14 protein-coding genes are annotated in these 21367 nt (G+C 58.9%); 9 read left to right on the plus strand and 5 right to left on the minus strand.

Translation table 11 applies throughout. From position 1 onward, the window contains the following. Positions 1–348: 348 nt before the first annotated feature. Together PspS34_RS05045 and PspS34_RS05050 are read left to right on the plus strand one after the other, a co-directional pair. Positions 349–579, plus strand: coding sequence for a VF530 family protein (locus PspS34_RS05045; RefSeq protein ID WP_150813649.1), 231 nt, complete (start codon positions 349–351; stop codon positions 577–579). A gap of 2 nt (positions 580–581) precedes the next feature. Then, positions 582–1226, plus strand: coding sequence for a Pr6Pr family membrane protein (locus PspS34_RS05050; RefSeq protein ID WP_150813650.1), 645 nt, complete (start codon positions 582–584; stop codon positions 1224–1226). Positions 1227–1397: 171 nt separating this feature from the next. Here the strand turns inward: PspS34_RS05050 and PspS34_RS05055 are convergent, their stop codons facing one another. Both PspS34_RS05055 and PspS34_RS05060 read right to left on the minus strand, forming a co-directional pair. Beyond that, a complete protein-coding gene (locus PspS34_RS05055; protein WP_154861717.1) occupies positions 1398–2183 on the minus strand; it encodes a siderophore-interacting protein in 786 nt (261 codons plus the stop codon). After that, positions 2180–2755 (minus strand): PadR family transcriptional regulator, encoded by a 576-nt coding sequence (locus PspS34_RS05060; RefSeq protein WP_150813652.1) that lies wholly within the window; start codon positions 2753–2755, stop codon positions 2180–2182. Before PspS34_RS05060 ends, PspS34_RS05055 begins: the two co-directional genes overlap by 4 nt. Positions 2756–3256: 501 nt before the next feature. Here PspS34_RS05060 and PspS34_RS05065 point away from each other — a divergent pair. The 6 genes from PspS34_RS05065 to PspS34_RS05090 all read left to right on the plus strand — a co-directional run bounded on the left by PspS34_RS05065 (position 3257) and on the right by PspS34_RS05090 (position 10355). Next, on the plus strand, positions 3257–3748 hold the full coding sequence (locus tag PspS34_RS05065; RefSeq protein WP_150813653.1) for a CS1 type fimbrial major subunit: 492 nt from the start codon (positions 3257–3259) through the stop codon (positions 3746–3748). Positions 3749–3855: 107 nt separating this feature from the next. Further along, a complete protein-coding gene (locus tag PspS34_RS05070; RefSeq protein WP_154861719.1) occupies positions 3856–6378 on the plus strand; it encodes a TcfC E-set like domain-containing protein in 2523 nt (840 codons plus the stop codon). Positions 6379–6416: 38 nt separating this feature from the next. Then, complete coding sequence (locus PspS34_RS05075) at positions 6417–7661, plus strand: hypothetical protein (protein WP_154861721.1); 1245 nt, start codon at positions 6417–6419, stop codon at positions 7659–7661. A gap of 59 nt (positions 7662–7720) precedes the next feature. Then, positions 7721–8464, plus strand: coding sequence for a molecular chaperone (locus tag PspS34_RS05080; RefSeq protein WP_150813656.1), 744 nt, complete (start codon positions 7721–7723; stop codon positions 8462–8464). A gap of 54 nt (positions 8465–8518) precedes the next feature. Next, positions 8519–9007, plus strand: coding sequence for a CS1 type fimbrial major subunit (locus PspS34_RS05085; protein ID WP_154861722.1), 489 nt, complete (start codon positions 8519–8521; stop codon positions 9005–9007). Positions 9008–9149: 142 nt separating this feature from the next. After that, complete coding sequence (locus tag PspS34_RS05090; RefSeq protein WP_223509018.1) at positions 9150–10355, plus strand: hypothetical protein; 1206 nt, start codon at positions 9150–9152, stop codon at positions 10353–10355. A gap of 175 nt (positions 10356–10530) precedes the next feature. Here the strand turns inward: PspS34_RS05090 and PspS34_RS05095 are convergent, their stop codons facing one another. The 3 genes from PspS34_RS05095 to PspS34_RS05105 form a co-directional block, all read right to left on the minus strand. After that, entirely contained in the window at positions 10531–15204 is a 4674-nt protein-coding gene (locus tag PspS34_RS05095) for a DUF6543 domain-containing protein (RefSeq protein ID WP_154861724.1), read from the minus strand. A 170-nt stretch (positions 15205–15374) separates the two neighbouring features. Continuing rightward, a complete protein-coding gene (locus tag PspS34_RS05100; protein ID WP_154861726.1) occupies positions 15375–18488 on the minus strand; it encodes a transglycosylase domain-containing protein in 3114 nt (1037 codons plus the stop codon). 291 nt (positions 18489–18779) lie between these two features. Beyond that, positions 18780–19238 (minus strand): transposase, encoded by a 459-nt coding sequence (locus tag PspS34_RS05105; RefSeq protein ID WP_150813662.1) that lies wholly within the window; start codon positions 19236–19238, stop codon positions 18780–18782. Positions 19239–19749: 511 nt separating this feature from the next. Here PspS34_RS05105 and PspS34_RS05110 point away from each other — a divergent pair. Then, positions 19750–21171, plus strand: coding sequence for an amino acid permease (locus PspS34_RS05110; RefSeq protein ID WP_154861728.1), 1422 nt, complete (start codon positions 19750–19752; stop codon positions 21169–21171). Positions 21172–21367 lie beyond the last annotated feature (196 nt).

Raw genomic sequence — 21367 nt, forward strand, 5'->3', positions numbered from 1 at the left:
ATTCTTGATCTTTTTCTGGGGGATGAGCGGAAGAAGTGACTGGCAGAAGCGTTTCAGCTAAAGCGTGCGCAAGGATAATGTTCTGTTACAGATAGAGAAAGGGCTTTTGCTGACATGCATCCTTTCAATTTTGGTAACAGTGTTCTCCTGTAGGAACGAGCTCGCTCGCGATGGTCGTGAACGATAACGCGTCAAACCAGATACCCAGCGGCGTCGTTGCGTTTTTCGCGAGCAAGCTCGCTCCTACAGGATCCCAAGATCACCTACATTTGATAGATCGCTTCCACCTGAAGAAGCCCTCGGCTAAGGTGCGCGGCTTTACCATTCCAATATCGCTGAAGGCCCGGCATGACCGAACACAACACTGATGCGCTGCATGGCGTAACGCTGGAACAGATCCTCAACGCGCTGGTTGAACACTACGAGTGGTCGGGGCTGGCCGAGCGCATCGATATCCGCTGCTTCAAGAGCGACCCGAGCATCAAGTCGAGCCTGACATTCCTGCGCAAAACCCCGTGGGCGCGGGAGAAGGTCGAGCGCCTGTATGTGAAGTTGATGCGCACCAAACGACCGCTTTGAACATGGTCAACCCTTCTGCGTTACACCGTCGTTTTGTGGTCGTGGCTGCCATGCTCGGCTGGGCGGGGTTGAGCATCCAGATGTACCTGATTTTCCATTCGCGCTGGACGCTGGGCGCCAGCCTGATCGGCGGGCTGGTGAGTTTTTTCAGCTATTTCACCGTGCTGAGCAACACCCTGGTGGCGACCGTGCTGACCTGTGCAGTGACATCCCGCGAGTCGGCGGCGCGTCGCTGGTTCTTGCAGCCGTGGGTCAGTAGTGGCATTGCCGTGAGCATCGCCGTGGTGAGCCTCGCTTACAACCTGCTGCTGCGCCACTTGTGGCATCCAGAAGGCTGGCAATGGCTGGCCGACGAACTGTTGCACGACGTCATGCCGCTGCTGTTTCTGGTGTATTGGTGGAGTTGCGTGCCCAAGGGCAGGCTGCGGGTGGGACACATCGGGTTGTGGGTGATCTATCCGCTGGTCTACTTCGCCTATTCGCTGCTGCGCGGGCATTTGCTGGCGGTTTATCCCTACCCGTTCATTGATGTCGAGAAACTGGGTTATCCACAGGTGTTCATTAATGCCGGGGGATTGTTGGTGGGGTTTGTGGTGATTGCCTTGCTGGTGATTGGGCTGGATCGGTGGCGTGCCGCCCGGAAGTGAACGCTGATTGTGGCGAGGGGGCTTGCCCCCGTTGCGCTGCGAAGCAGTGCTAAAAGCTGCAATGAGTATTTATCTGAAACACCGCATCAGCAGATTTTACGACTGCTTCGCAGCCGAACGGGGGCAAGCCCCCTCGCCACAAAGTATTCAACCAGCGATTGAGCGAGCAGATCACTCCTCGACACTGTCCCCCAGTTTCCAGTAACCCACCGCCTTGACGAACTGCTCGTCCAGCCCGTGCTCATCCAGCAGCACCCGACGAATCTGCCGCGACACTTTGCTCTCGGTCGCCACCCATGCGTACAGGCTGCCGGTTGGCACCTGGATCTGGCGCACGGTGCTCAACAAATGATCTTTGCCGCCTTCGCGCAGTACCCAGATCACATTGACCTCGGCAGCGCTCTCCAGCACTTGCTGCTCCTTGCCGTTTTCCACTTCGACAATCACCAACGCGCGGCGATTGGCTGCCAAGCCTTCGAGGCGTCGGGCAATGGCGGGCAGGGCGGTTTCGTCGCCGATCAGCAGATAGCTGTCGAACATGTCAGGCACGATCATCGAACCCCGTGGCCCGCCGATGTGCAGGAACTGCCCCGGTTGGGCCTGCGCCGCCCAGGTCGAGGCAGGGCCGTCGCCGTGCAGTACGAAGTCGATGTCCAGTTCCAGGGCGTCCAGATCGTAGCGACGCGGGGTGTAGTCGCGCATCTCAGGCAGCGGACCATTGTCCTTGCCGGCGCCCAGCACCAAGGTTTCCAGTGCCGCGGCCTGTTCGGCATTTTGCGGGAACAACAGTTTGACGTGATCGTCCGTGCCGAGGCTGACAAAACCTGCCAATTCAGGGCCACCCAAGGTAATCCGGCGCATGCGCGGAGTCAGGTCGACCACGCGCAACACTTCCAGGCGACGGCGTTTGATTTCGTGCATGACACGGTGAATGGTTGAGGCGATGACTTCAGTCATTCGGCGTTCTCCTGAACGGGTTGAACGGCGGGGCCGTCGACGATGGCTTTGGCGGTGTCGTTGAGCAGGACAGCGACGCGCTGGATTTCTTCCTTGCTCCAGCGGCCGTGGTGCAGTTGCAGCGCGTGGCGCAGGTTATGCACGGCTTCGTGAATTTCGGGCGGGCGATCATGGCCGCGCAGCGAGCGTTTGCTGACATCGATGCGCACCCGCACACCTTCAAGGGCGATGGCTTGCTCTTTCAAGGACAGACGTCCGGCGTCGGTCACGCTGTAGCGTTTTTTTCCGCCTTCGGCGTCTCCCAGGATCATTTCGCTCTCTTCCAGAAACGTCAGGGTCGGGTAGATCACACCGGGGCTGGGGCTGTAGGCGCCGTCGAACATGCCTTCGATCTGGCGGATCAGGTCGTAGCCGTGGCAAGGCTGTTCGGCGATCAGCGCCAGCAACAGCAATTTCAAGTCACCGGGGGCAAAGACCCGGGGGCCGCGACCACCGCGCTCACGTCCGGGGCGTTTCTCGAAGCCGTCGCGGCCGTCGCCGTGTTCGCGGTGGAGGGAATGATGGTCTCTCATTTCTGCTTTCTCTCGTCGTGTTTAGATACAACTTAAGATATATCTTAACGAGAAAGCAAGCCCCCCTGACCGGTGGCCCTCCCGAGCATCGAGCCGATGACCCCGCCAAAACCGCAAAAATAGTGGTAATCAGTGCGGGTGAAAAACCTGAAATTAGTGTTAACTCTCTAATGTTGGGTTTTGGTCTATTAAATGCGGGGCTTGTGGTATTGGTCTTACAGAAGTAACGTTGTTAGTTTCTGCTTGTCATTGCCGTTAGTGTGCGGCTTGTAGTATTTATCTTACAGTCAGATATTGGTTTTTAAGTTATTTCAGGTTTTTTCTTTCCAGGGTGATAGCGCTTTGGCTACGCACTTGCAGGAACGTTCCTGCTTACTTTCCAGATAAATTGATCGATCATCTTTCGGTGTTGAAAGTTCAGCTGAGCAAATAGCTGCTCGTGACGGTTTTGCTCAACTTGAACTTTCTGCGCTTATCCTTTTAAAAGACAGGTACTGAAAGATGTTCAAGAAAATCGCGTTCGCTGCTCCTCTGGCTGTTCTGGCTCTGAGTTCTTCCGCCGTATTTGCCGCGGGTGAAGCCCGTCACTCCATTAACCTTGTCGCGCATGTACCGACCAACGGTTTCTACGTGGTACCGGTCGATCCGGATCTGGTCAACAAGGATCAGAGAATGGACTACCAGCCAAGCAAGGGCACCATGGATGAGGTCAACGGTTTCTTCGACGTACGCAACAACAACGGTTCGGTTCACGCCAGCCTTGAAAGTGTGCCGAAGCTGATCTCCGGTGCAACCGAGATCGGCCTGCAAGTAGCGCTCAACAACGTAGTTCTCACCACTACGCCACAGATGGTGGTTGGCGAAACGGAATCTAACGTCAACTACCGTGCACCACTCAACATCAAGGCAGTGGGCACCACTTTTGCGCCAGGTGATTACACAGGCGCGGTGACCATGATGTTTGACGCTGTTCCTCCTGTAACGACTCCTTGAAATTGATCAAGAGTTATAAACGCTTACTTACTTAAGTAACGTGACCGGCCGGCACTGCGCAAAGTTGTCGGCCGGGATTCAAATTTTCGTAAATAGAGTACTCGTTCATGTTCCCGATGACGCCCATCGCGGCAGCGCTTGCGTTGCTGTTATGTAGCAGCGCATTTGCGGCCTCCACTGCTGTTGATAATACGCCGCGAAGTTTGCTGGCCCAGGCCAAAGGCTTGCCGGCAGAGTTTGAGGAGCATTTCTTCGACGTTCCGTTGGCGGTTCGGGTCGAACTCGATCAGCTTCCGCTTGGCGAGGCGATGATTGTGTTGTCTCGTGATGACCGGGTGACGTTGCTCGATTTCACCGACACCAGTGAGAGCCGCTTCGGCGCCAGCGAGCGCCAGACCTGGGCGGACATCCTCAAGCCCGGCGTGGCCCTGGGTGCGTGTACGGGGAAGTGCCCGGAACAAATGCTGGCGGTTCACTACAGCCTGGAAAACTCGTTGCTGTCGATTGTCACTGAAAATGCCGAGCGCGACAGCGAAGCCAAGCGTTTTTACGCGCAACCGGAAGGCGGCAGCAGCGGCCTGATGGTGCGTAACCAGCTCAATCTCAACGGTGGCCAGGATCAAGACCTTGGCGGCCGTTTCGGTCTGGAGGCCAGCGGCAGCCTGGGCAACTGGAGCCAGACCTTCAACATGCAACTGGCGCGTCTGGGTGGACCGGACGACAAGACCTATCACGCCGTCCATGAGCTCTTCACCCAGCGCGAACTGGAGGGCAGTTTTTTCCGGCTGGGGTACTTCACCCCGAACTCCGAAGGCCTGACACGTCAGCCACGCTCATTCGGCAGCAGCCCGGATACCGCCGTGGGTGTGATGTATGGCAGCTCAGACAGTCTGGCGATCGACAGCCCGAAACCCAGCGTGTACCCGGTTTACGTCACGGCCAACCGTCAGGGTTCCGTGGAAATCTATCGCGATGGCCTGCTGATCAACACGCAGTCAGTGCCAGCCGGATTGCAGACCCTCGACACCCGTCCATTGCCGGGCGGTATTTACGAGGTGGAAGTGCGGTTGATCGAAGACGGTCAAATCACCTCGACCACCCAGGAGCTGATCTACAAGCCGAGCAACTGGCGCAACCACGATGAGCGCTGGCGCTACAACCTGTTTGCCGGGCAGGAAAGCAAACTGTTCAGCAATTGGGATCAACAAAGCAGTGGCGATGCCACGGCGGGCGCCTCGATCAACTATCTGCTGCACCCACGGGTGATTCTCGGACTGTCGGCACGCCAGGTGCGCGAAAAACTCCAGTACGGCAGCTCCATCGACTGGACCCTGGGCAACAGCACCAGCGTCTACGCCAATCTTTACCAGACCGAAGACCACGGCACCGGCGCCGATCTGCAAGGCCTGTACAACTACGGCTCTGGCAGTCTGGTGATCAGCCACAACCGTAGCTGGCTCGACACCACCAACACTTATGACACCCTGCCCGACGGCACCCGCGTACGACAACGCAACGTGTTCACCGGCCAGACCAGCAACTCGTCGCTGGCGTTGAACCACCGCATCAGTCGCAAGAGTTCGCTCAACGCGCGGGTGTCCCACAGTGAGGGCAATGTCGAGGGCGTCGGCGTCGACCTCGGTTGGACCCAACGGACCCAGCTGTTTGGCAGCGATGCCAATTGGCGCCTGTCGTTGTTCGACCGTCCGGGCAGCTACAGCAGCGGCGATGCGCGCAATCGCGGGGTCGACCTGAGCATCAACATGGCGCTCGGCGGTCCGGGCCAGCAGATTTCCGGCAGCATCGGCAGCCGCACCGCCCGTGAGGGCGGTCGCGACAACAACGCCTCGCTCGGTTACCGCAAGGACCTGCAAGACCACGTGTTGCAGAGCGTCTCGGTGACTGCGCTCACCGACACCTATGGCGTCGGCCTGTCGAGCCTGGCGAACTTTCGCACCGACGCCATCAATGGCGACGGTTTCATTCAACGCTCTTCGTTCAACGACAACTTCACCGGTGGCGTGAACCTCGACAGCACGCTGGTGGTCGGCGCGCAGCGCATGGCGTTGACCAGCCAGCATCAAGGGCGCGGCGCCGGGATGATTGTCGACGTCGAGTCCGACATCGACGATATCGCCTTGCGCGCAGACGACCTCAGTGGTGGCAGCGCAGCCCTGCGGCCGGGGCGCAATTTCATTCCGCTGACGGCCTACAAAAACAGCTCGGTGAGTTTCGACTTCGAAGGCAATCACGTGCCGGCGGCCAGCATCGAACCGGCGCGTACCCGCTACCACCTGAACAAGGGGGGCGTGGAGTACCGCAAGGTGCGGGTGATGAAAACCCTGACCGTGCTCGGACGTCTGCTCGATCCGCAGGGGCGGCCGCTCAAGGGCCACCACGTGATCAACCACGCCAGCCGTGGGGTCAGCGAGGTGGATGGCTTCTTCTCGATGGAAATGAACGCCGGCTCGCCGACCCTGGAAGTGCGTTATGCCGACCAGTTGTTGTGCCAGTTCCGCCTCGATACCGACAAACACCGCAGTGAAAACAACGTGCTGATGATCGGTGATTTGCGCTGTTCGCCGGACACCCTGGCGGACGCCAATCGCATGGCTGAGACGGCGGGATGACGGACATCCGGTTCAAGGGATTTTTGAGGTCATGTCAAATGTTAGATATTTCACAAGTTAAAAGGTCAGCCATATATGCAGCCGCTGTTGTTGGAGTAGTCGTGGCGCTGTTCCCTGCTTCAGCCGCAGCGGTCACCCAACAAATCAGGGCGGTGTTTTACCCTGATGCCTCTAACCCTCAATTCAATAAGTTTGAAAATAGAACGCCGTTAAGTGGTTTCTGCCTGGATAACCCACCTCAATGCAAGGCTGAAAACCTTTTCAGCTTACGCCTGCCTATTCTCTCTTACTCGAATGCGACCATTGTGGGCGGTCATACCAACAAGCGTTTGGGGGCGATGTTTAACATTCCTTCGCAATGGCAAGACGTGACCGTCAGCCACCCAACGGCGCCCCCTCAAACCGTCAGGTTCCGGGTGGCCGGCATGGGCGTGGCCTACACATTACCTCTGCCAGCCCCCGAGCTGACCGGCGGGTTAGGGCATAACTATCTGTTTGAAGGCGGTACCTGGAGTTATGCCGGTCCACCGTGCACCGGTTTATTGGGGGCGGGTAATGACATTGGTTTCAATAGTTTCTGGCGGCACCCGGTTAGCGCCGGGATTTGCGCCAAAAAGGCTGTTTTCGATATTCCACAACCCTTCAAATATGAAACGTTCGACATTACTTATGAGCTCGATACTCCCAATCCCCAAGACATGGTTTCGGGGCAATACACCGGGCAGCATATTTTTCGAGTTGGGCCAAGCCAGGATTTTGATTTGGGCGATGTGATGATTCCTCAGGACGACGTCATCGTTCTTGATTTTCTTCTCGACGTTGAACATGTGTTGAAAGTCGACATTCCCCCCGGCGGTGAAAAAATTCAGCTGGTCCCGGCTGGCGGCTGGCAGAGCTGGTTGCATGGGGGGCGAAAACCCGTGCGGTTGTTCCGCGACCAGACCTTCAATATCTCGGCCAGTTCTCGCTTCAAAATGTTTTTGCAGTGCTCAATCAGCGATGGACGGGTCTGCTTAATGGCTGATCGGGATTCGATGCTTAGCGCTCCATTGAAAGTCAGCGTGAGCTTGCCTGGTGGCTTGACCGATAGCGCCGGAAGACCGGTCCAGCGTCAGGAACTGGTGACTGAAGGCGGGGCCGTGACTTTTCAGCCCAGCCACTATGTGGATCGTAAGCCGGGCACGTTGCACTTCGAACTTGAGAAGCCCGATCACTTTTTTTTGCCTGGGGCGCCAAAACAGTATTTCGGCGGCGTCACCGTGATCTGGGATTCGGAAATCTGATGGGCCGCCAATCGATGGACCGCGCCTGTGTTGTGTTCAATGTCATGAGGTTCAAGGGTATGAAACGTCTGTGGTTGCTGTTGGGTTTGAGCGGGTTTTCTCTGGCGGTTCAGGCCGGTCCGCAGATCAACGTCGGAACGGTGTACGACTATCTGGACGGCGACAAGAGCACCTACCTCAAACGCGTGTTCAACAGCGGCGACAGCACCGCGTTCGTCAAGGTCAACATCCTGGAAATCATCTACGACGCCGATGGCACACACCGCGAGATACCGGTCGCAACGCAAGCGGATGGCAGCGGTCGGGATGGCTTGATGGCCAGCCCCGCACGGCTGATCGTGCCGGCCAATGGCATGCAGGGTACGCGTTTGCTGCACATGGGAGCCCGTGACACCGAACGTTATTTCCGCGTGCGCTTCGTGCCGGTGGTACCGGAAAAGGAAGACGACTTTGCGGTGTCCAGTGAAGAGCGCGAAACCTACAAGGAGAACCTGTCGGCGGGGGTCAACGTGATGACCGGGTTTGGCACAGTGTTTTTTGTCCGTCCCAGGAACAGCCGTTTCGACAGTGTGATCGATGACAGCGCCGGTGTTTACCGACTGCGCAACAACGGCAACACCGTGGTGGTGATCGATGAGTTTCGCAATTGCTCGCTGAAGAATGAAACCGAGTGCGAGCCGACCACCAAGCATCACGTGCTGGCGGGCAAGTCGTTCGAGTTCGAGAAGAAACCCGGTCGGGAATACCGCTTCAACCTGATCGAAGGCGCCGACAAAAAAGCGTTGCGCGTTGCCAGCCAGTAACACCGCCAAAGGCGGGTCGACTCGCCGCTTTCTTTTACGCAACAGGTAACTGACATGATCAAGCAATCGGCCTTCGCCCTCTGTGTGGGCGTGATGGCGTGTGCCCAGGCTTTCGCGGCACGGGAAGAGCGCACGTTCGAAGTGTGGGCGGATATTCCGACCCTGGGCTTTTACGTGCTACCGGCCGAGACGAACTGGATTCATCTGGAACAGACCCTGCCGTGGAATCGCAACACGTCGAAGCTCGAAGGGTTGCGCAAGAATTTCGACGTCAAGCACGACACCAGTGCGATCGAAGCGCGGCTGGACGCCGAGCCCTATCTGTTCAACGGGCGGGAGGACCAGAACATCTACTTGCGGGTCACCTTCAATGGCCAGGAGCTGAGCCACGATGCGACCCCGCGCGAAGTGGTGTCGGCGGCGCAGGCCATGGCAGGCGGGCGCTTTGCTTTGGAAATCCAGCCGAAAGAGCCGGCCGGTGGTTATAAACCGGGCACTTATTACGGCACGGTTCAGTTGATTTTCAGTGCCGCGGCACCCTGATCCGTTTTTGGCAGGGATCAAAAATGTGGGAGCGAGTGGATATCGCCACCCAGGGAGCAGGGCGGCTTTTCGGAGATGGATGCAGATGAGTGTTGCAGGTGTTTTGTTTTCAAGAAGGCTTTTCTGGTTATGGAGCCTGTTAATGGTGTGGCTGCTGATGCCCCAGGCGTTGGCGCAAGACGTCTCAATCACTGCCTTGTTCAAGCCTGATTCGTCTCATCCGCACATCAACCAATTCAAGAACACCACGCCGCCCAGTGGCTACTGTCAGCTGTATCCGGGGCAATGTGACGAAAACAAGACGTTCAGCCTGCAAGTCCCGATTCGATTCGAGTCTAGCCGCGCGATCCCGGCCAACCATGCATCGCCGCGCCAGGGCGCAACGTTCAAGGTGCCGGCGCAATGGCGTGAGCTGATGGTTCGTCACGAATCCGGGGACGTGGAGACCGTAAAGGTGCGGATTACGGGTGTGGGCTCCAGGCATGTGACGGAAGATGTGATGCAGTTGGTGGGCGGCGCCGATGATTATCGGATTGCGCACAACCTCTTATGGGGATCGAGCTGGGTGAACTCTCCGCCGCCATGTCTTTACAGTGGCGTGGGTTACTACGGTACCAACTACTACGGTTTTTTCTGGAAAACACCGGTCCAGGCCGCGTGTGATAAACAGGCGAAGTTCAATGTTCCGTGGTTGCGCTATGACCATCTGGATTTTTCCTATGAACTGGTCACACCCAATCCATTGGGCATGCTGGCAGGCCATTACACAGGTTCGCTGACCTACACGGTCGGCCCCAATGGCGACTTCGATTTCGGCGATGTCATGCTGCCGAGCAGTCCGGTGTTGACCATGAACTTCAACCTCGACGTTCAGCACACCCTCAAGGTCGATATCCCGCCCGGTGGCGAGAACGTCCAATTGGTACCGGCCGGTGGCTGGCAAAGCTGGCTGCAGGCGGGTCGCAGACCGGTGCGGTTGTTCCGTGACCAGACCTTCAACATCTCGGCCTCATCGCGTTTCAAAATGCAGCTGGAGTGTGAGTTCGTCTCTTTTGATCGCAACGATTGCGCCCTGGATGATCGCGTGTCCAAGCGCCAGGTGGTGCTACAAGTCAGCGCCAGCCTGCCGAACGGCCTGACCGACATGAGCGGGCAACCCGTCAGGCACATGCGTTTGCGAACGGGCGCGGCCAACGCGCTGTATTTCCAACCGGGTTTTTATGTCGACAGGGCGCCGGGTGTTCTGCACTTTGAAGTGCCCCAGAGTCAAATGGCATTCATGCTCGAACCGGGTGCCGGTCCTTTCTACAGGGGCAAGGTCACCGTGATCTGGGATTCCGAAGTCTGAGGCCCGGGACTGCCGCCATCGCTGGCAGGCCAGCCCCCACAATGGATGGGTGTCGTACACAGATCTTGTGGCGACCACCGATCCCCTGTGGGAGCGAGCTTGGTCCGGGCGGCGATCCGACGATGAGGCAGGCACATCCAGCATCAATGCCGCCTGACACTCATGTTTAGGCTTTTTACTGGCCGGCGCGCTTCATGGCTTGACGGGTCAAGTGCCTGGACAGTTCTTTCTCGTCGTCACCCAGGTCGACCAGCAGGCGATCAAAAATTGCATCGCTGAACGGCTCATCGGCAAAGACCACCGTGTCCGGCGCCGGCAGGTCGTTCATCAGTTCCCTGAGCCGGCTGCGCAATGCGGCGCGCTGATCCTCCGACTTCGACTCGACCCATTCGCGCTGTGTATCGCGCAAGGTGTCCAGTTGATCCGACAGGCCCTGATAGCGACGTTTGTTGGCTTGCATTTCGGTCGCATGGCGTTCATTCAAATGGTTTTGCCAAAAATCCTGTTCGAGCATTCGGTCGACCAGACCATCGCCTTCACCCAGGGCCAGCACCGTGTCATAGGCTTGATCGATCATTGCATCCGTGACGCCGGACACCGCCCGGAACAGTATGCCCTTCGATTGCCAGGGCAAGTCGAGGCGTTGTGCCAAACCGGTCTGATAGGCCAGGTAGACCTCGACTTCGTCCGGGTTGCCGCCACGACTGGCGACATCGGCACGGGCAATGTCGTTAACCTGTTCCAGCCGTGCGGCGCCTTTGGCCAGGGTCACCAGCTTCTGCTCCAGCTGCACCGGGTCAGTGGAATACGCGTGGGCCTCATAGGCGAGCACATCAATGCCCATGTGATTGAACAACTGCGCACCGGCGTCGGCGCAATCCACCGGCGCGACGGCCATGGTGAACAGCCTCTCCCGCAGAGGCGTGTCGACGTAGACGGCATCGAGCATGCGCCAGACACGTTGCACCAGTTGATCCCGGGCCGGGCCGCCGGCCTGGAAGTCGCGGCTCAGGCGGGTATCGAGCAACACGGTCAGGAAGCGCTCGGCCTGGGGTTCATCGACCAGCTCTGACCAGAGATTGGCCCGGTCGACACCCCAGCCGGGTACGTCGTTCCAGTGGTCCGCGCTGTAGTTGGAATTGACCACCCAGTCCGCCTGGCTGTTGTAGGGCACGATGGGCTCCGGAGGCAGCGCCACCGAGCGGCGAATCTCCTGATAGTGAACCTGGTTGATATCCGACAGGTTGCCGACGTCCAGCCGGGTGCGCGCCACAACCCAGGCCTGCGGTGAGCCGGGTACCACCTCGGGGATCAGGCTGATCGGATTGTCCCGCAGATCCAGCAGAAAACCGCGGGGCCTGGGTTTGCTCAGCGTACCTTCGGGCCAGGTAGTAATGCCCGTGTTGCGCAGCCCGACGACCTTCAGCCGAGGCATTCGCGAGATGTCGGCAGGCCTGCCCAGAGGATTTTTGTCCAGACGCAGAATTTCCAGAAAGGTCAGGGGTTTGAGTTGCTCGACGGCGGCGGCGTCCAGCGCGATTTGATTGTTACTCAAACGCAGGCGTTCGAGCCGATGCATGGCGCCGATGTTTTCCGGCAGTTGCGTCAGGTAGCAGCGATTGGCGCTGAGTTCGCGCAGGTGGGGGAAATCTTTCAGTAAGCCATTCGCCTTGGCGGAAAACAGTGTGTTATCGAGTTTCAGGATGGTGACCTTGTCCAGAAACCTTTTCAGTTGCGGTCGTTTCGGCCATTCGGACTCCAGATCTATCGGAAGCAGTTCCCTTGATAAATCCAGCGCATAGCCATGAAGTTCGGTGCGGCTGCCGAGCTCGGTATTTTTTCGTTCGAAACAGGCGAGTAAACGCTCGGCAATGTGTCGTTTAACACTGCGCAAAGGAATCGGATTATCGGCATCCAGCCCGGCGGACTGCGCCTCCCACAAATCGATGAGATTGCGCAACTGGTTGAGATCGTTTTCCTGTTCCTCCAGTAGCTTCAGCGGCTCGCCCTCTGCGGTCAGGGCAGTGGCGAAGTTGTCGACTTCAGCCTCGCTGAAATGCGGATGCAGATCCCGAATGCGTTCGTGCAGTGTTTTGCCTTCCTTGCTGAGTCCGCCTCCACGCACCAGCAGCATCGTTTCATGCTCGGCCACCGGGCGAACGGGCGGGTCGGCGAGTACGGTGCGGCGTTCGCTCGGTGATGCCGATTTGACCATGACCCATTCCCTGAGCAGTTCAGCATCCCCCGGTTTGTAGCCCAGGCTGTTTTTTCCATTCTCCTGCGTGGCCTGCAGGACAGCTTCGAAAAAGTCATCGGCTTCGTGGATCGGCTGATCCTCGCCATCACGCACCTGATATTGCCCGGCATCATCGCGAATCAACACCCGCACCCGCGTGGCGTCATCGGGGCCGACGCTGTAACGCAACTCGCCATCGAATGTGCCCTGACGAATTTCGAGGCGCAGGTCGCCGAAGGTATCGGTGTTAAAGCGCAAAGTGCCCAGCACCAGGCGCTCGGTCTCGGGCGTGATTGACGCGCTCGGGTACAAACCCTGGGCCGCCCGCACCGCCCGGGTCTCGAATTGCAGCTCACGGGCCTGGGTTTTCAGGCGCAGGGGCAGGCGTTTTTTCTGGGTGATGTGCTGGTCTTCCGTGGCACTGGCCCCTTCGACGATGTGTTCCGCAACGGTCGCGGGCAGCTCCGGGAATTCGCTGAACAGCGGCGCAATCTCAGGGGACAACACAGCGGGTGCAATGGCCGGTGAAGCCAGGCGTTGCAGGGTGTCGGTCAGCAGCGGTGGCGGCGGGGCGCTTTCAACATGCACCCTGCGCAGCTCGGCCTCATCGGTGCCGCTGATCTGGCGAATCTGCTCCAGTTGTTCATCGTTGAAACCATCGGTGCTGTGGCCGAGTCGGCGCATCAGGGTCGAACCTTCCCACTCCCGCGGGTTTTCCGTTTCGCAGACCCATGCCCCACGGCCATTGTGGCGCAGGGTCGGTGCGTAAGCGTCGAAACGCTGCGGATGGCGGATGCGTTGTTGCCCTGTGACCGGGTCTTGCAGCACTTCGAAGTGTTGATCGTTCAGGCGCACTATGCGCCGGCCCTGATACTGGTGAATGCCTTGGTCATCAGGCTGGGCGTCCGCGGGCAACGCCACATCGGCGCGTTCATAGGGGCTGAGGTCAGGGTTCCACAAACGCGCTTCACCGTTGGCCAATTGCACCGGTTTCAAGCCTTCGAAAAACGGCGAAAGCTTCGTCTGTGCAACATTGCCGACGGCGCCTCCCGCCGCGAACGCGCCCAACTGGACGACGCTTTCCAGCACGCCGAGGATCTGCTCAGCGGCCTCGGCCAGGCGTCCCTCGGCCAGGTCGACAAGGCCCTCGACCACGCCTTCGGTCATTTGATAGGCCGTGTACGCCAGCATCAGTTGGCCCAGTCCAGGCACCAACTGTGTCGCCACCTGCAAGGCAATGTTGAGGATGTCCGAGAGTATTTTTTCCAGGTTGTCCCACCAGGCCCAGCGGGCCATGCGGTCGGCGTATTCGGTGGAGATGGCGATTTCCCGGGCGTCGTTGAAAACCTTGTTGAGGGTCTGCCGGTAGCGGTAGCCCCACAGATCGTTATTGAAGATCGTCTCTCGGTCGGTCTTGATGCTCGACACACTGAATTGCAGATCGGGTTTATCCACAGGCGTTTCACGCCAGCTCGGCAAGTTGGAACCTGCTGGCGCCGGTTGCCATTTCACCGTGCTCAGACGCGCGTTCAACCCGGCGAAAAAATGCCCGCGTTGCTCATGGGGCACGAACTGGCTGAAGAACTGTTGATAGCTGTTGGCGGATGCGCCATCTCGCAACTGGCGCGTCAGTTCAGCCATGAATTCCAGTGAGGAGGTGTATTGCTTGAGCGGGTGCAGCGGATCATGGGGAACATAGGCAATCACCGGGGTCGGGGCGGTGGCGCTGGTGGTATCGGTGGTGATCAGGATGATGCCGTTCAGGCGCGTGTCCATCATTGCCAGGTTGTGATAGTCGACAGGTTTGCCGTTCCACTTCAGCCGCGAACGATCCTCGAGCATGCCTTGCACTACGTCGAAGGCTTCCTGGTCGATGTCGTGCTTCATCAGGGCCATTTGCGCGGCGACATTCAGTGCGCTTTTCTGGCTGAGAATGACTTTGTGGCGCAGGACATTGCTCGCCGCTTTGTCGCTCGGCTTTAAAGTGTCTTGCAGGTGCTGTTGATAGCGGGCGCCGATGTCCAGTTCGCGACACACAGACTTGAACTGCTCGATGCTCAGTTTGTGCTTGAGGTGTTTGACGTTGAAATGCCCGCGTGCGTCGGGGCGGGTGATGAACTCGGAGTCCTGGGTGAACGCTTCGTCCCGGGAAAAATTGTGCAGGGCGGCATCCAGCAGCGAGATGGTACGGCTGGTGGTTCCTGCGGAAAAGTCATGCACCCACCAGGCCGTCTTCGCCGGGGCATACAGGCGCAGCCAGGTTTCCTCGACATCGTCTTCGACGCCGAAGCGGTCCCTCAGCGCTTGTTGCAGCAGGGGTTTGGCAAAGGTGGAAATATCCAGCAGATCGCGTAGAGCCTGATCCAAGGTGTTCTGCGAGGTCCAGCTGAGCTGGACGGCTTGTTTCAACTTGCGGTGAGCGGTTGTCGACGCGGTCCTGTGCCAGTCGGGCAGCGTCAGCCTGCTGGATTTCAGCGCATCGACACGGGATGGAGAGGTGTTCAGCAACCAGGAAGGAATCGCCTTCCTGACCTGTTGGTAGTGGACGCTTTTATCGAATGGGGCGATGGCGATCGGGTCTGATCCTTGAATCGCCGAGGGGGTAATGGGCATTGTTTGATCGTCCTTTGATCAGTACCGGGGACGACCAGACTAGGTAAGCATGTTGCCCAATAAAAGCGCAAAAATTGGTTTGAATCGGAGTTGTTGCCACCTCCCGCCTCGCAAAATTCAAGAGTGAAAAATACATATCTACCGCCATCGTTCCAATTCGTTGAGCCCGCTCAGCGGCCCGCCGTCACCTCGGTTGGCTGGCACATCGTATGGGTGCCCGGTTGCAGGTACGGCGTCAGGATCGGCGCCATGCCCTTGAGCACCTGCACGGGTAACGCCGAGGTGAAGGTAAAGCTTTCCGCCGAGCGGCCTGGCACGAACGCCGTCAGGGTGCCGAAATGGTGATCGCCTATGTAGAACACGAAGGTCGCCGTGCGGTTGAGCGATTTGGAACTCAAGATTCGCCCACCGGACCCGATGGCCTCGATGCGGTTGTCGCCGGTACCGGTCTTGCCTCCCATCGCCAGCGGGCTGCCGTCGGGCAGTTTGAAACTGCCGGCCACGCGTTTGGCGGTACCGGCGTCGACCACTTGCGACAGGGCCTCGCGCATGGCGGTGGCTACTTCGGACGGCATCACCCGTTTGCCGACGTCCGGGTCATTGATCAGTTGGGTTTCAAAGGGGGTGTTCGCGGCAAAATGCAGGCTGTCAATGCGCAGGGTCGGCATGCGCACGCCATCGTTGAGGATGGTGCCGATCAATTCGGCCAGGGCTGCGGGACGGTCGCCGGAGCTGCCGATGGCGGTGGCCAGCGACGGTACCAGGTGGTCGAACGGATAGCCGACTTTCTGCCAGCGCTGGTGGATGTCGAGGAACGCTTCGATCTCCAGCATGGTGCGGATGCGACTGTCGCGGGCGCCCTTGTGCCGGCTTTTGAACAGCCAGCTATAGACCTCCTGGCGCTCGAACTGGCTGGCTTTGACGATGTCGCCCCACTTGGCGTCGGGGTGATTGAGCAGGTAGCCCATCAGCCACAGGTCCAGGGGGTGGACCTTGGCAATGAAACCCTGGTCCGGCAAGTCGTAGGAGCCTGGACCGTAGGCCTCGTAGAGCCGCACAAGACGTTCGTCGGTGAGCTTTTCCGTGAGCTTGGCGCCCTTGAGGTGCGAGCGCACAAAGGCGTTGAAGCTTTCCTGGCTGGCCTGCGGCAGCAGGTAGCGGTGCACGGCGGCCATGCGGATCGGGGTCGGGCGCATGCTGTCGAGGAAGGTGTCGAGGCGGTCCTGGGTGTCCTTGTTCTTGTATTTCTTCCAGAACTTGAGCAGGAACGAAGTGCCCTCGCGGTCGGCGAATTCGGCCAGGTACTCCTGACGCCGCGGGTTGCGGTCATCCTTGAGCAGTTCGGCACTGCTGTTCGGGCCGGAGTAGGTGGTGTAGCGCACCAGGTCACGCATCAGGCGAATGAACGGCAGGTTGATCGATTCGCGCAGGGCGTCGCGCAGGGGCGGTATCCGGCCGTTGTCTTCCTTGCGGAAGTTGTGGAACGTGTGCAGGCCACCCCCGGTGAAAAACGCCTCGCCGGGGCCGGCGGAGTATTTGCGGTCCAGGGCGGCGCCGAGCATTTTTTGCAGATCGCGGTCCTTGTTCTCGATCAGGTAGTCGACCGCCCAGCGGCTCAGGCGATCCTGGTCCGGCACGTCGACTTTCTTCAGCTCCGCAACGGCCATGCCGGCGTATTTGTCGTGCAACTCGGCGATGATTTGCAGGTAGGTGGTCAGCACACGCATTTTCGCGGTGGAGCCCAGTTCCAGTTTGCTGCCTTCGTTGATGTCGAATGGCTGGTCGGTGCTGTCGGTCTGCACCCGCACCCGCGAGCCGTCCGGGGTCAGTTCGAACAAGGTGAAGCTGTAGCGTACCTGGGTGGTGCTGGTGGTGGTCAGGAGGCGTTCGCCGATCAGGCCGATTTGCGTGGCAAATTCAGGGTCGGCCAGTTTTTTCAGGTACTCGGTGGCCTCGCTTTGCAACTGGCCTTGCAGGGTGCTGGTGGCGGAGAGGTCAAGGCGGTCGAGGTCATACAGCGGACGATTGAGCATGCCGGCCAGACGGCTGCGCGCGACACTGATGCCCTTGTTGGTTTCAATCGGTTGAATGGTCGGCTGGGTGGCCCAGTCGCGGTAGATCACTTTGCTGGCCAGGGCGGCGGCGGCGAACTCGGCGTCGATCACATGGTTTTGTGCCAGCAGGCGTATATGGCTGTCGGTGAGGTCGGCCAGTTCATCGTGACCCTTGGTCAGGTAGTGCGACGGGCGGCGCTGGGCAATCATCAACGACAGCATTTCACGCAGGGCCAGGCCTTTTTCCGCCATGGTTTTTGGATCCGTAGCGGTGCTGGACAGCGCTTCGTTGGCCTGTTTGAAGTCGGAGCCGTACCACACGCGCAACCCTTCAGCCATGCCGTGCACTTCACCGTGGCCCGGTACAGCTGACAACGGCACGCTGTTGAGGTAGTCACGAACCACGTTCTGCCGGATTTCGAGGGTTTGTGGCCCGGCCTGATAGGCGCGTACGGTGGCGGAAACCATCTGACGAATCTTTTCCGCGCCATTGACCGTCAAGCCATCGGGGGAATGCCGATACTTCTCCAACTGCGTGGCCAGGGTACTGCCACCGGCGGATTGGCCGGGCACGTGCAACATCTTCGCCAACTGGGACCAGGCCGCCATGCCGAACCGCGGCCAGTCCACCGCCGGGTTGGCCAGCGGTTGCCTGGGGTCGAGCAGGAAGCGGTTTTCGATGAACAGCAGGCTGTTGACCACCACCGGCGGGATCGAGTCAAAGGTTGAATAAAGCTGCTGCGGATAGTGGTACTGGTACAGCGGCGCTGCGCGGCAGTCGGTGATCGACAGCCCGGCCTGGATTTTCTCGGCATAAGGCACGAACAGGCCCTTGTCGCTGTACTTCAGCAACGCCGGAGAAAAGCGGGTTTGCGCCTCAACGATGAAATTGCGCTTGATCAGGCGCGGCAGGAACTCACCCAATGAGCTGTAGCCCAGGCGCCGATCGAATGGACCTTCCCCCGGATAGCGAATCGCATCGCTGGGGCCGGGTTTGAGCTCATAGCTCAGTGACGCGGCGTATTTGCTGACTTCCCGGGCCTGGAACTTCGAGGTGCGCATCTCCCTCATGGCGGCCAGCCCCACGACAATCGCGATAATCAACAGCAATAGCCAGAACGCCCCCCATCCGTGTCTGGAACGACGGGGTTTTTCAGGTAACGGCGCTTCATCCTCACTTTCATTCGGAACCACGGTTTTACTCGAATCGGTTTGCCACAAAGCGCCCATAGTCGACTGATCCATTCACGCAGATTGATCGGACTTGACTCAAGCTTAGACGGTGGTTGGCGAGGGTGAAGAAAATGTGAAGGGCAAAATGATGCACGGACGCACCGATAATCAGGCTGATTGAAGCACTTGTGGCGAGGGGGCTTGCCCCCGTTCGGCTGCAAAGCAGTCGTAAATCCGGTATTTGCGGTGTGTCTGATACAACAGTGGTTGCCGATTGAGGGGCCTGCTTCGCAGTCCAACGGGGGCAAGCCCCCTCGCCACAAAACGCTCGGCGTATGGACTGCCTGTTTACAGCCAGCACGCATCCCAGAGCGGGTAGTCGCCAATTTTATCCACAAGTCCCGCCCTGAGTGGATTGGCAACGATGTAGCGAGCGAACGGCAGAAGATCTTCTCCATCGCGAATGGCCCGGTCGTGGTAGCCGGTTTGCCAGAGTGGGCCACGGCGGCCAGTGATTTCGTTCACTTCACGGGTGCAACGTGACTTGATGGCACCGATGACACGCCCAAGATTGCCTTCCTCCAACTGCATCAGCCAATGAAAGTGATCGGGCATGACCACCCATGCGATGGAGTTCACTACGTTGGTTTCATGAGCTCGACGTAGTTCTGAAACAAGTAAGCGTCCCAAATGCCAATCCGAAAAGATCGGTTGGCGACCATGAACAACGGCGGTGATGAGATATGCCCGACCGCTCTCGGAATATCGGCCCAGACGCAAGCGGTGGGAGTTGGGTTGAGTTGGCATTCCATTGCTTCCCTTGAGGATATCAATTGCACATTCAAGGCTAGTACCCGGTTGTCCAGGGTAGATCTGCATGTGTTGAGTGAAAGCTCTGATACCTGTGAAGGAATGACGGCGTGAGAAAGCTGTTGTTGTTTTTGTGGCGAGGGGGCTTGCCCCCGTTGGACTGCGAAGCAGTCGGTGTGCCAGACAATCACGAGCCGCAGGTTTTAGCGCCGCTTCGCAGCGCAACGGGGGCGAGCCCCCTCGCCACAGTTGTGATCGCACCTGGAGAAGGGGGCGGTCTGTAATGGCTGACGTAGAGCCTTTTCGAGGGTAAGTACGACTTTGGCAGGGGCATGACGATGCACCATTGTTGTGCAATACTCGGCGCCGTTTTTCCCACTGATCTTGCGGGTTTTTCCTACAAGACGACTCTGCCCACGAAGCAGAACCGGTTCGGGACGCGGTGGCTTATCGGTCAGCGCTTCGCCACTCGGTGGTCATATCCAATAACAAGACGAGGTTGTCCCCCATGCCCGTAGGCAATCACCTGCCCCAAGGCGAGACCGCTCAGGGCGGTCCGCTCAAACGTGAACTCGGCGAGCGGCATATTCGCCTGATGGCACTCGGTGCCTGTATCGGTGTCGGCCTGTTCCTGGGCTCGGCCAAGGCCATTGAAATGGCCGGTCCGGCCATCATGCTGTCTTACATCATTGGCGGTCTGGCGATCCTGGTGATCATGCGCGCTCTCGGTGAGATGGCCGTGCACAATCCGGTCGCCGGCTCGTTCAGCCGTTACGCCCAAGACTACCTCGGCCCGCTGGCGGGCTTCCTGACCGGCTGGAACTACTGGTTCCTGTGGCTGGTGACCTGCGTCGCGGAAATCACTGCCGTGGCGGTGTACATGGGTATCTGGTTCCCCGATGTACCACGCTGGATCTGGGCGCTCGCTGCGTTGATCAGCATGGGCTCGATCAACCTGATCGCGGTCAAGGCCTTCGGTGAGTTCGAGTTCTGGTTTGCCTTGATCAAGATCGTCACCATCATTGCGATGGTGCTCGGCGGCATCGGCATCATCGCCTTCGGTTTCGGCAACGACGGCGTGGCCCTGGGTATTTCCAACCTGTGGACCCATGGCGGCTTCATGCCCAACGGTGTACAGGGTGTGTTGATGTCGCTGCAAATGGTGATGTTCGCCTACCTGGGCGTGGAGATGATCGGCCTGACCGCCGGTGAAGCGAAGAACCCGCAGAAGACCATTCCGAACGCGATCGGCTCGGTGTTCTGGCGCATCCTGCTGTTCTACGTCGGTGCGCTGTTCGTGATTCTGTCGATCTACCCTTGGAACGAAATCGGCACCCAGGGCAGCCCGTTCGTGATGACGTTCGAGCGGCTGGGCATCAAGACCGCCGCCGGCATCATCAACTTCGTGGTGATCACCGCGGCGTTGTCGTCCTGCAACGGTGGCATCTTCAGCACCGGGCGCATGCTCTACAGCCTGGCGCAGAACGGCCAGGCTCCGGCGGGCTTTGCCAAGACCTCGAACAACGGCGTGCCGCGTCGTGCATTGCTGCTGTCGATTGGCGCGTTGCTGTTGGGCGTACTGCTGAACTATCTGGTGCCGGAAAAGGTATTTGTCTGGGTGACGGCAATTGCCACCTTCGGCGCGATCTGGACCTGGGTGATGATCCTGCTGGCCCAGCTGAAATTCCGCAAAGGCCTGAGCGCCAGCGAAGCGGCCGGCCTGAAATATCGCATGTGGCTGTACCCGGTCAGTTCGTACCTGGCGCTGGCGTTCCTGGTGCTGGTGGTCGGCCTGATGGCGTACTTCCCGGACACCCGCGTGGCGCTGTATGTGGGGCCTGCGTTCCTGGTGCTGCTGACGGTGCTGTTCTACGTGTTCAAGCTGCAACCGACCAATGTTTCGCAAGGTGCGGTGCGTTCGGCTTCGTAAGTTGTAACGCTTGAAAAGCCAAAGCCCCGGTCGATTGGCCGGGGCTTTTTGTTGAAAGTCATTTATCTGCGAACCGGGGCTTTTGTGGCGAGGGGGCTTACCCCCGTTGGACTGCAAAGCAGTCCCTAGATCAGGCCCTAAAGTTGTGCCAGACACACCGCAAATATCGGATTTGCGACTGCTTCGCAGCCGAACG

Origin of the sequence: Pseudomonas sp. S34, from assembly GCF_009866745.1 — a bacterium.
Classification (GTDB): domain Bacteria; phylum Pseudomonadota; class Gammaproteobacteria; order Pseudomonadales; family Pseudomonadaceae; genus Aquipseudomonas; species Aquipseudomonas jessenii.

What these genes read in the sequence shown, in the direction of transcription:
- PspS34_RS05105 (WP_150813662.1), bottom strand. Translation starts at nt 19,238, where the DNA reads ATGCCAACTCAACCCAACTCCCACCGCTTGCGTCTGGGCCGATATTCC.
- PspS34_RS05100 (WP_154861726.1), bottom strand. Translation starts at nt 18,488, where the DNA reads ATGGGCGCTTTGTGGCAAACCGATTCGAGTAAAACCGTGGTTCCGAAT.
- PspS34_RS05095 (WP_154861724.1), bottom strand. Translation starts at nt 15,204, where the DNA reads ATGCCCATTACCCCCTCGGCGATTCAAGGATCAGACCCGATCGCCATC.
- PspS34_RS05090 (WP_223509018.1), top strand. Translation starts at nt 9,150, where the DNA reads ATGGTGTGGCTGCTGATGCCCCAGGCGTTGGCGCAAGACGTCTCAATC.
- PspS34_RS05080 (WP_150813656.1), top strand. Translation starts at nt 7,721, where the DNA reads ATGAAACGTCTGTGGTTGCTGTTGGGTTTGAGCGGGTTTTCTCTGGCG.
- PspS34_RS05065 (WP_150813653.1), top strand. Translation starts at nt 3,257, where the DNA reads ATGTTCAAGAAAATCGCGTTCGCTGCTCCTCTGGCTGTTCTGGCTCTG.
- PspS34_RS05045 (WP_150813649.1), top strand. Translation starts at nt 349, where the DNA reads ATGACCGAACACAACACTGATGCGCTGCATGGCGTAACGCTGGAACAG.
- PspS34_RS05060 (WP_150813652.1), bottom strand. Translation starts at nt 2,755, where the DNA reads ATGAGAGACCATCATTCCCTCCACCGCGAACACGGCGACGGCCGCGAC.
- PspS34_RS05070 (WP_154861719.1), top strand. Translation starts at nt 3,856, where the DNA reads ATGTTCCCGATGACGCCCATCGCGGCAGCGCTTGCGTTGCTGTTATGT.
- PspS34_RS05085 (WP_154861722.1), top strand. Translation starts at nt 8,519, where the DNA reads ATGATCAAGCAATCGGCCTTCGCCCTCTGTGTGGGCGTGATGGCGTGT.
- PspS34_RS05075 (WP_154861721.1), top strand. Translation starts at nt 6,417, where the DNA reads ATGTTAGATATTTCACAAGTTAAAAGGTCAGCCATATATGCAGCCGCT.
- PspS34_RS05050 (WP_150813650.1), top strand. Translation starts at nt 582, where the DNA reads ATGGTCAACCCTTCTGCGTTACACCGTCGTTTTGTGGTCGTGGCTGCC.
- PspS34_RS05055 (WP_154861717.1), bottom strand. Translation starts at nt 2,183, where the DNA reads ATGACTGAAGTCATCGCCTCAACCATTCACCGTGTCATGCACGAAATC.
- PspS34_RS05110 (WP_154861728.1), top strand. Translation starts at nt 19,750, where the DNA reads ATGCCCGTAGGCAATCACCTGCCCCAAGGCGAGACCGCTCAGGGCGGT.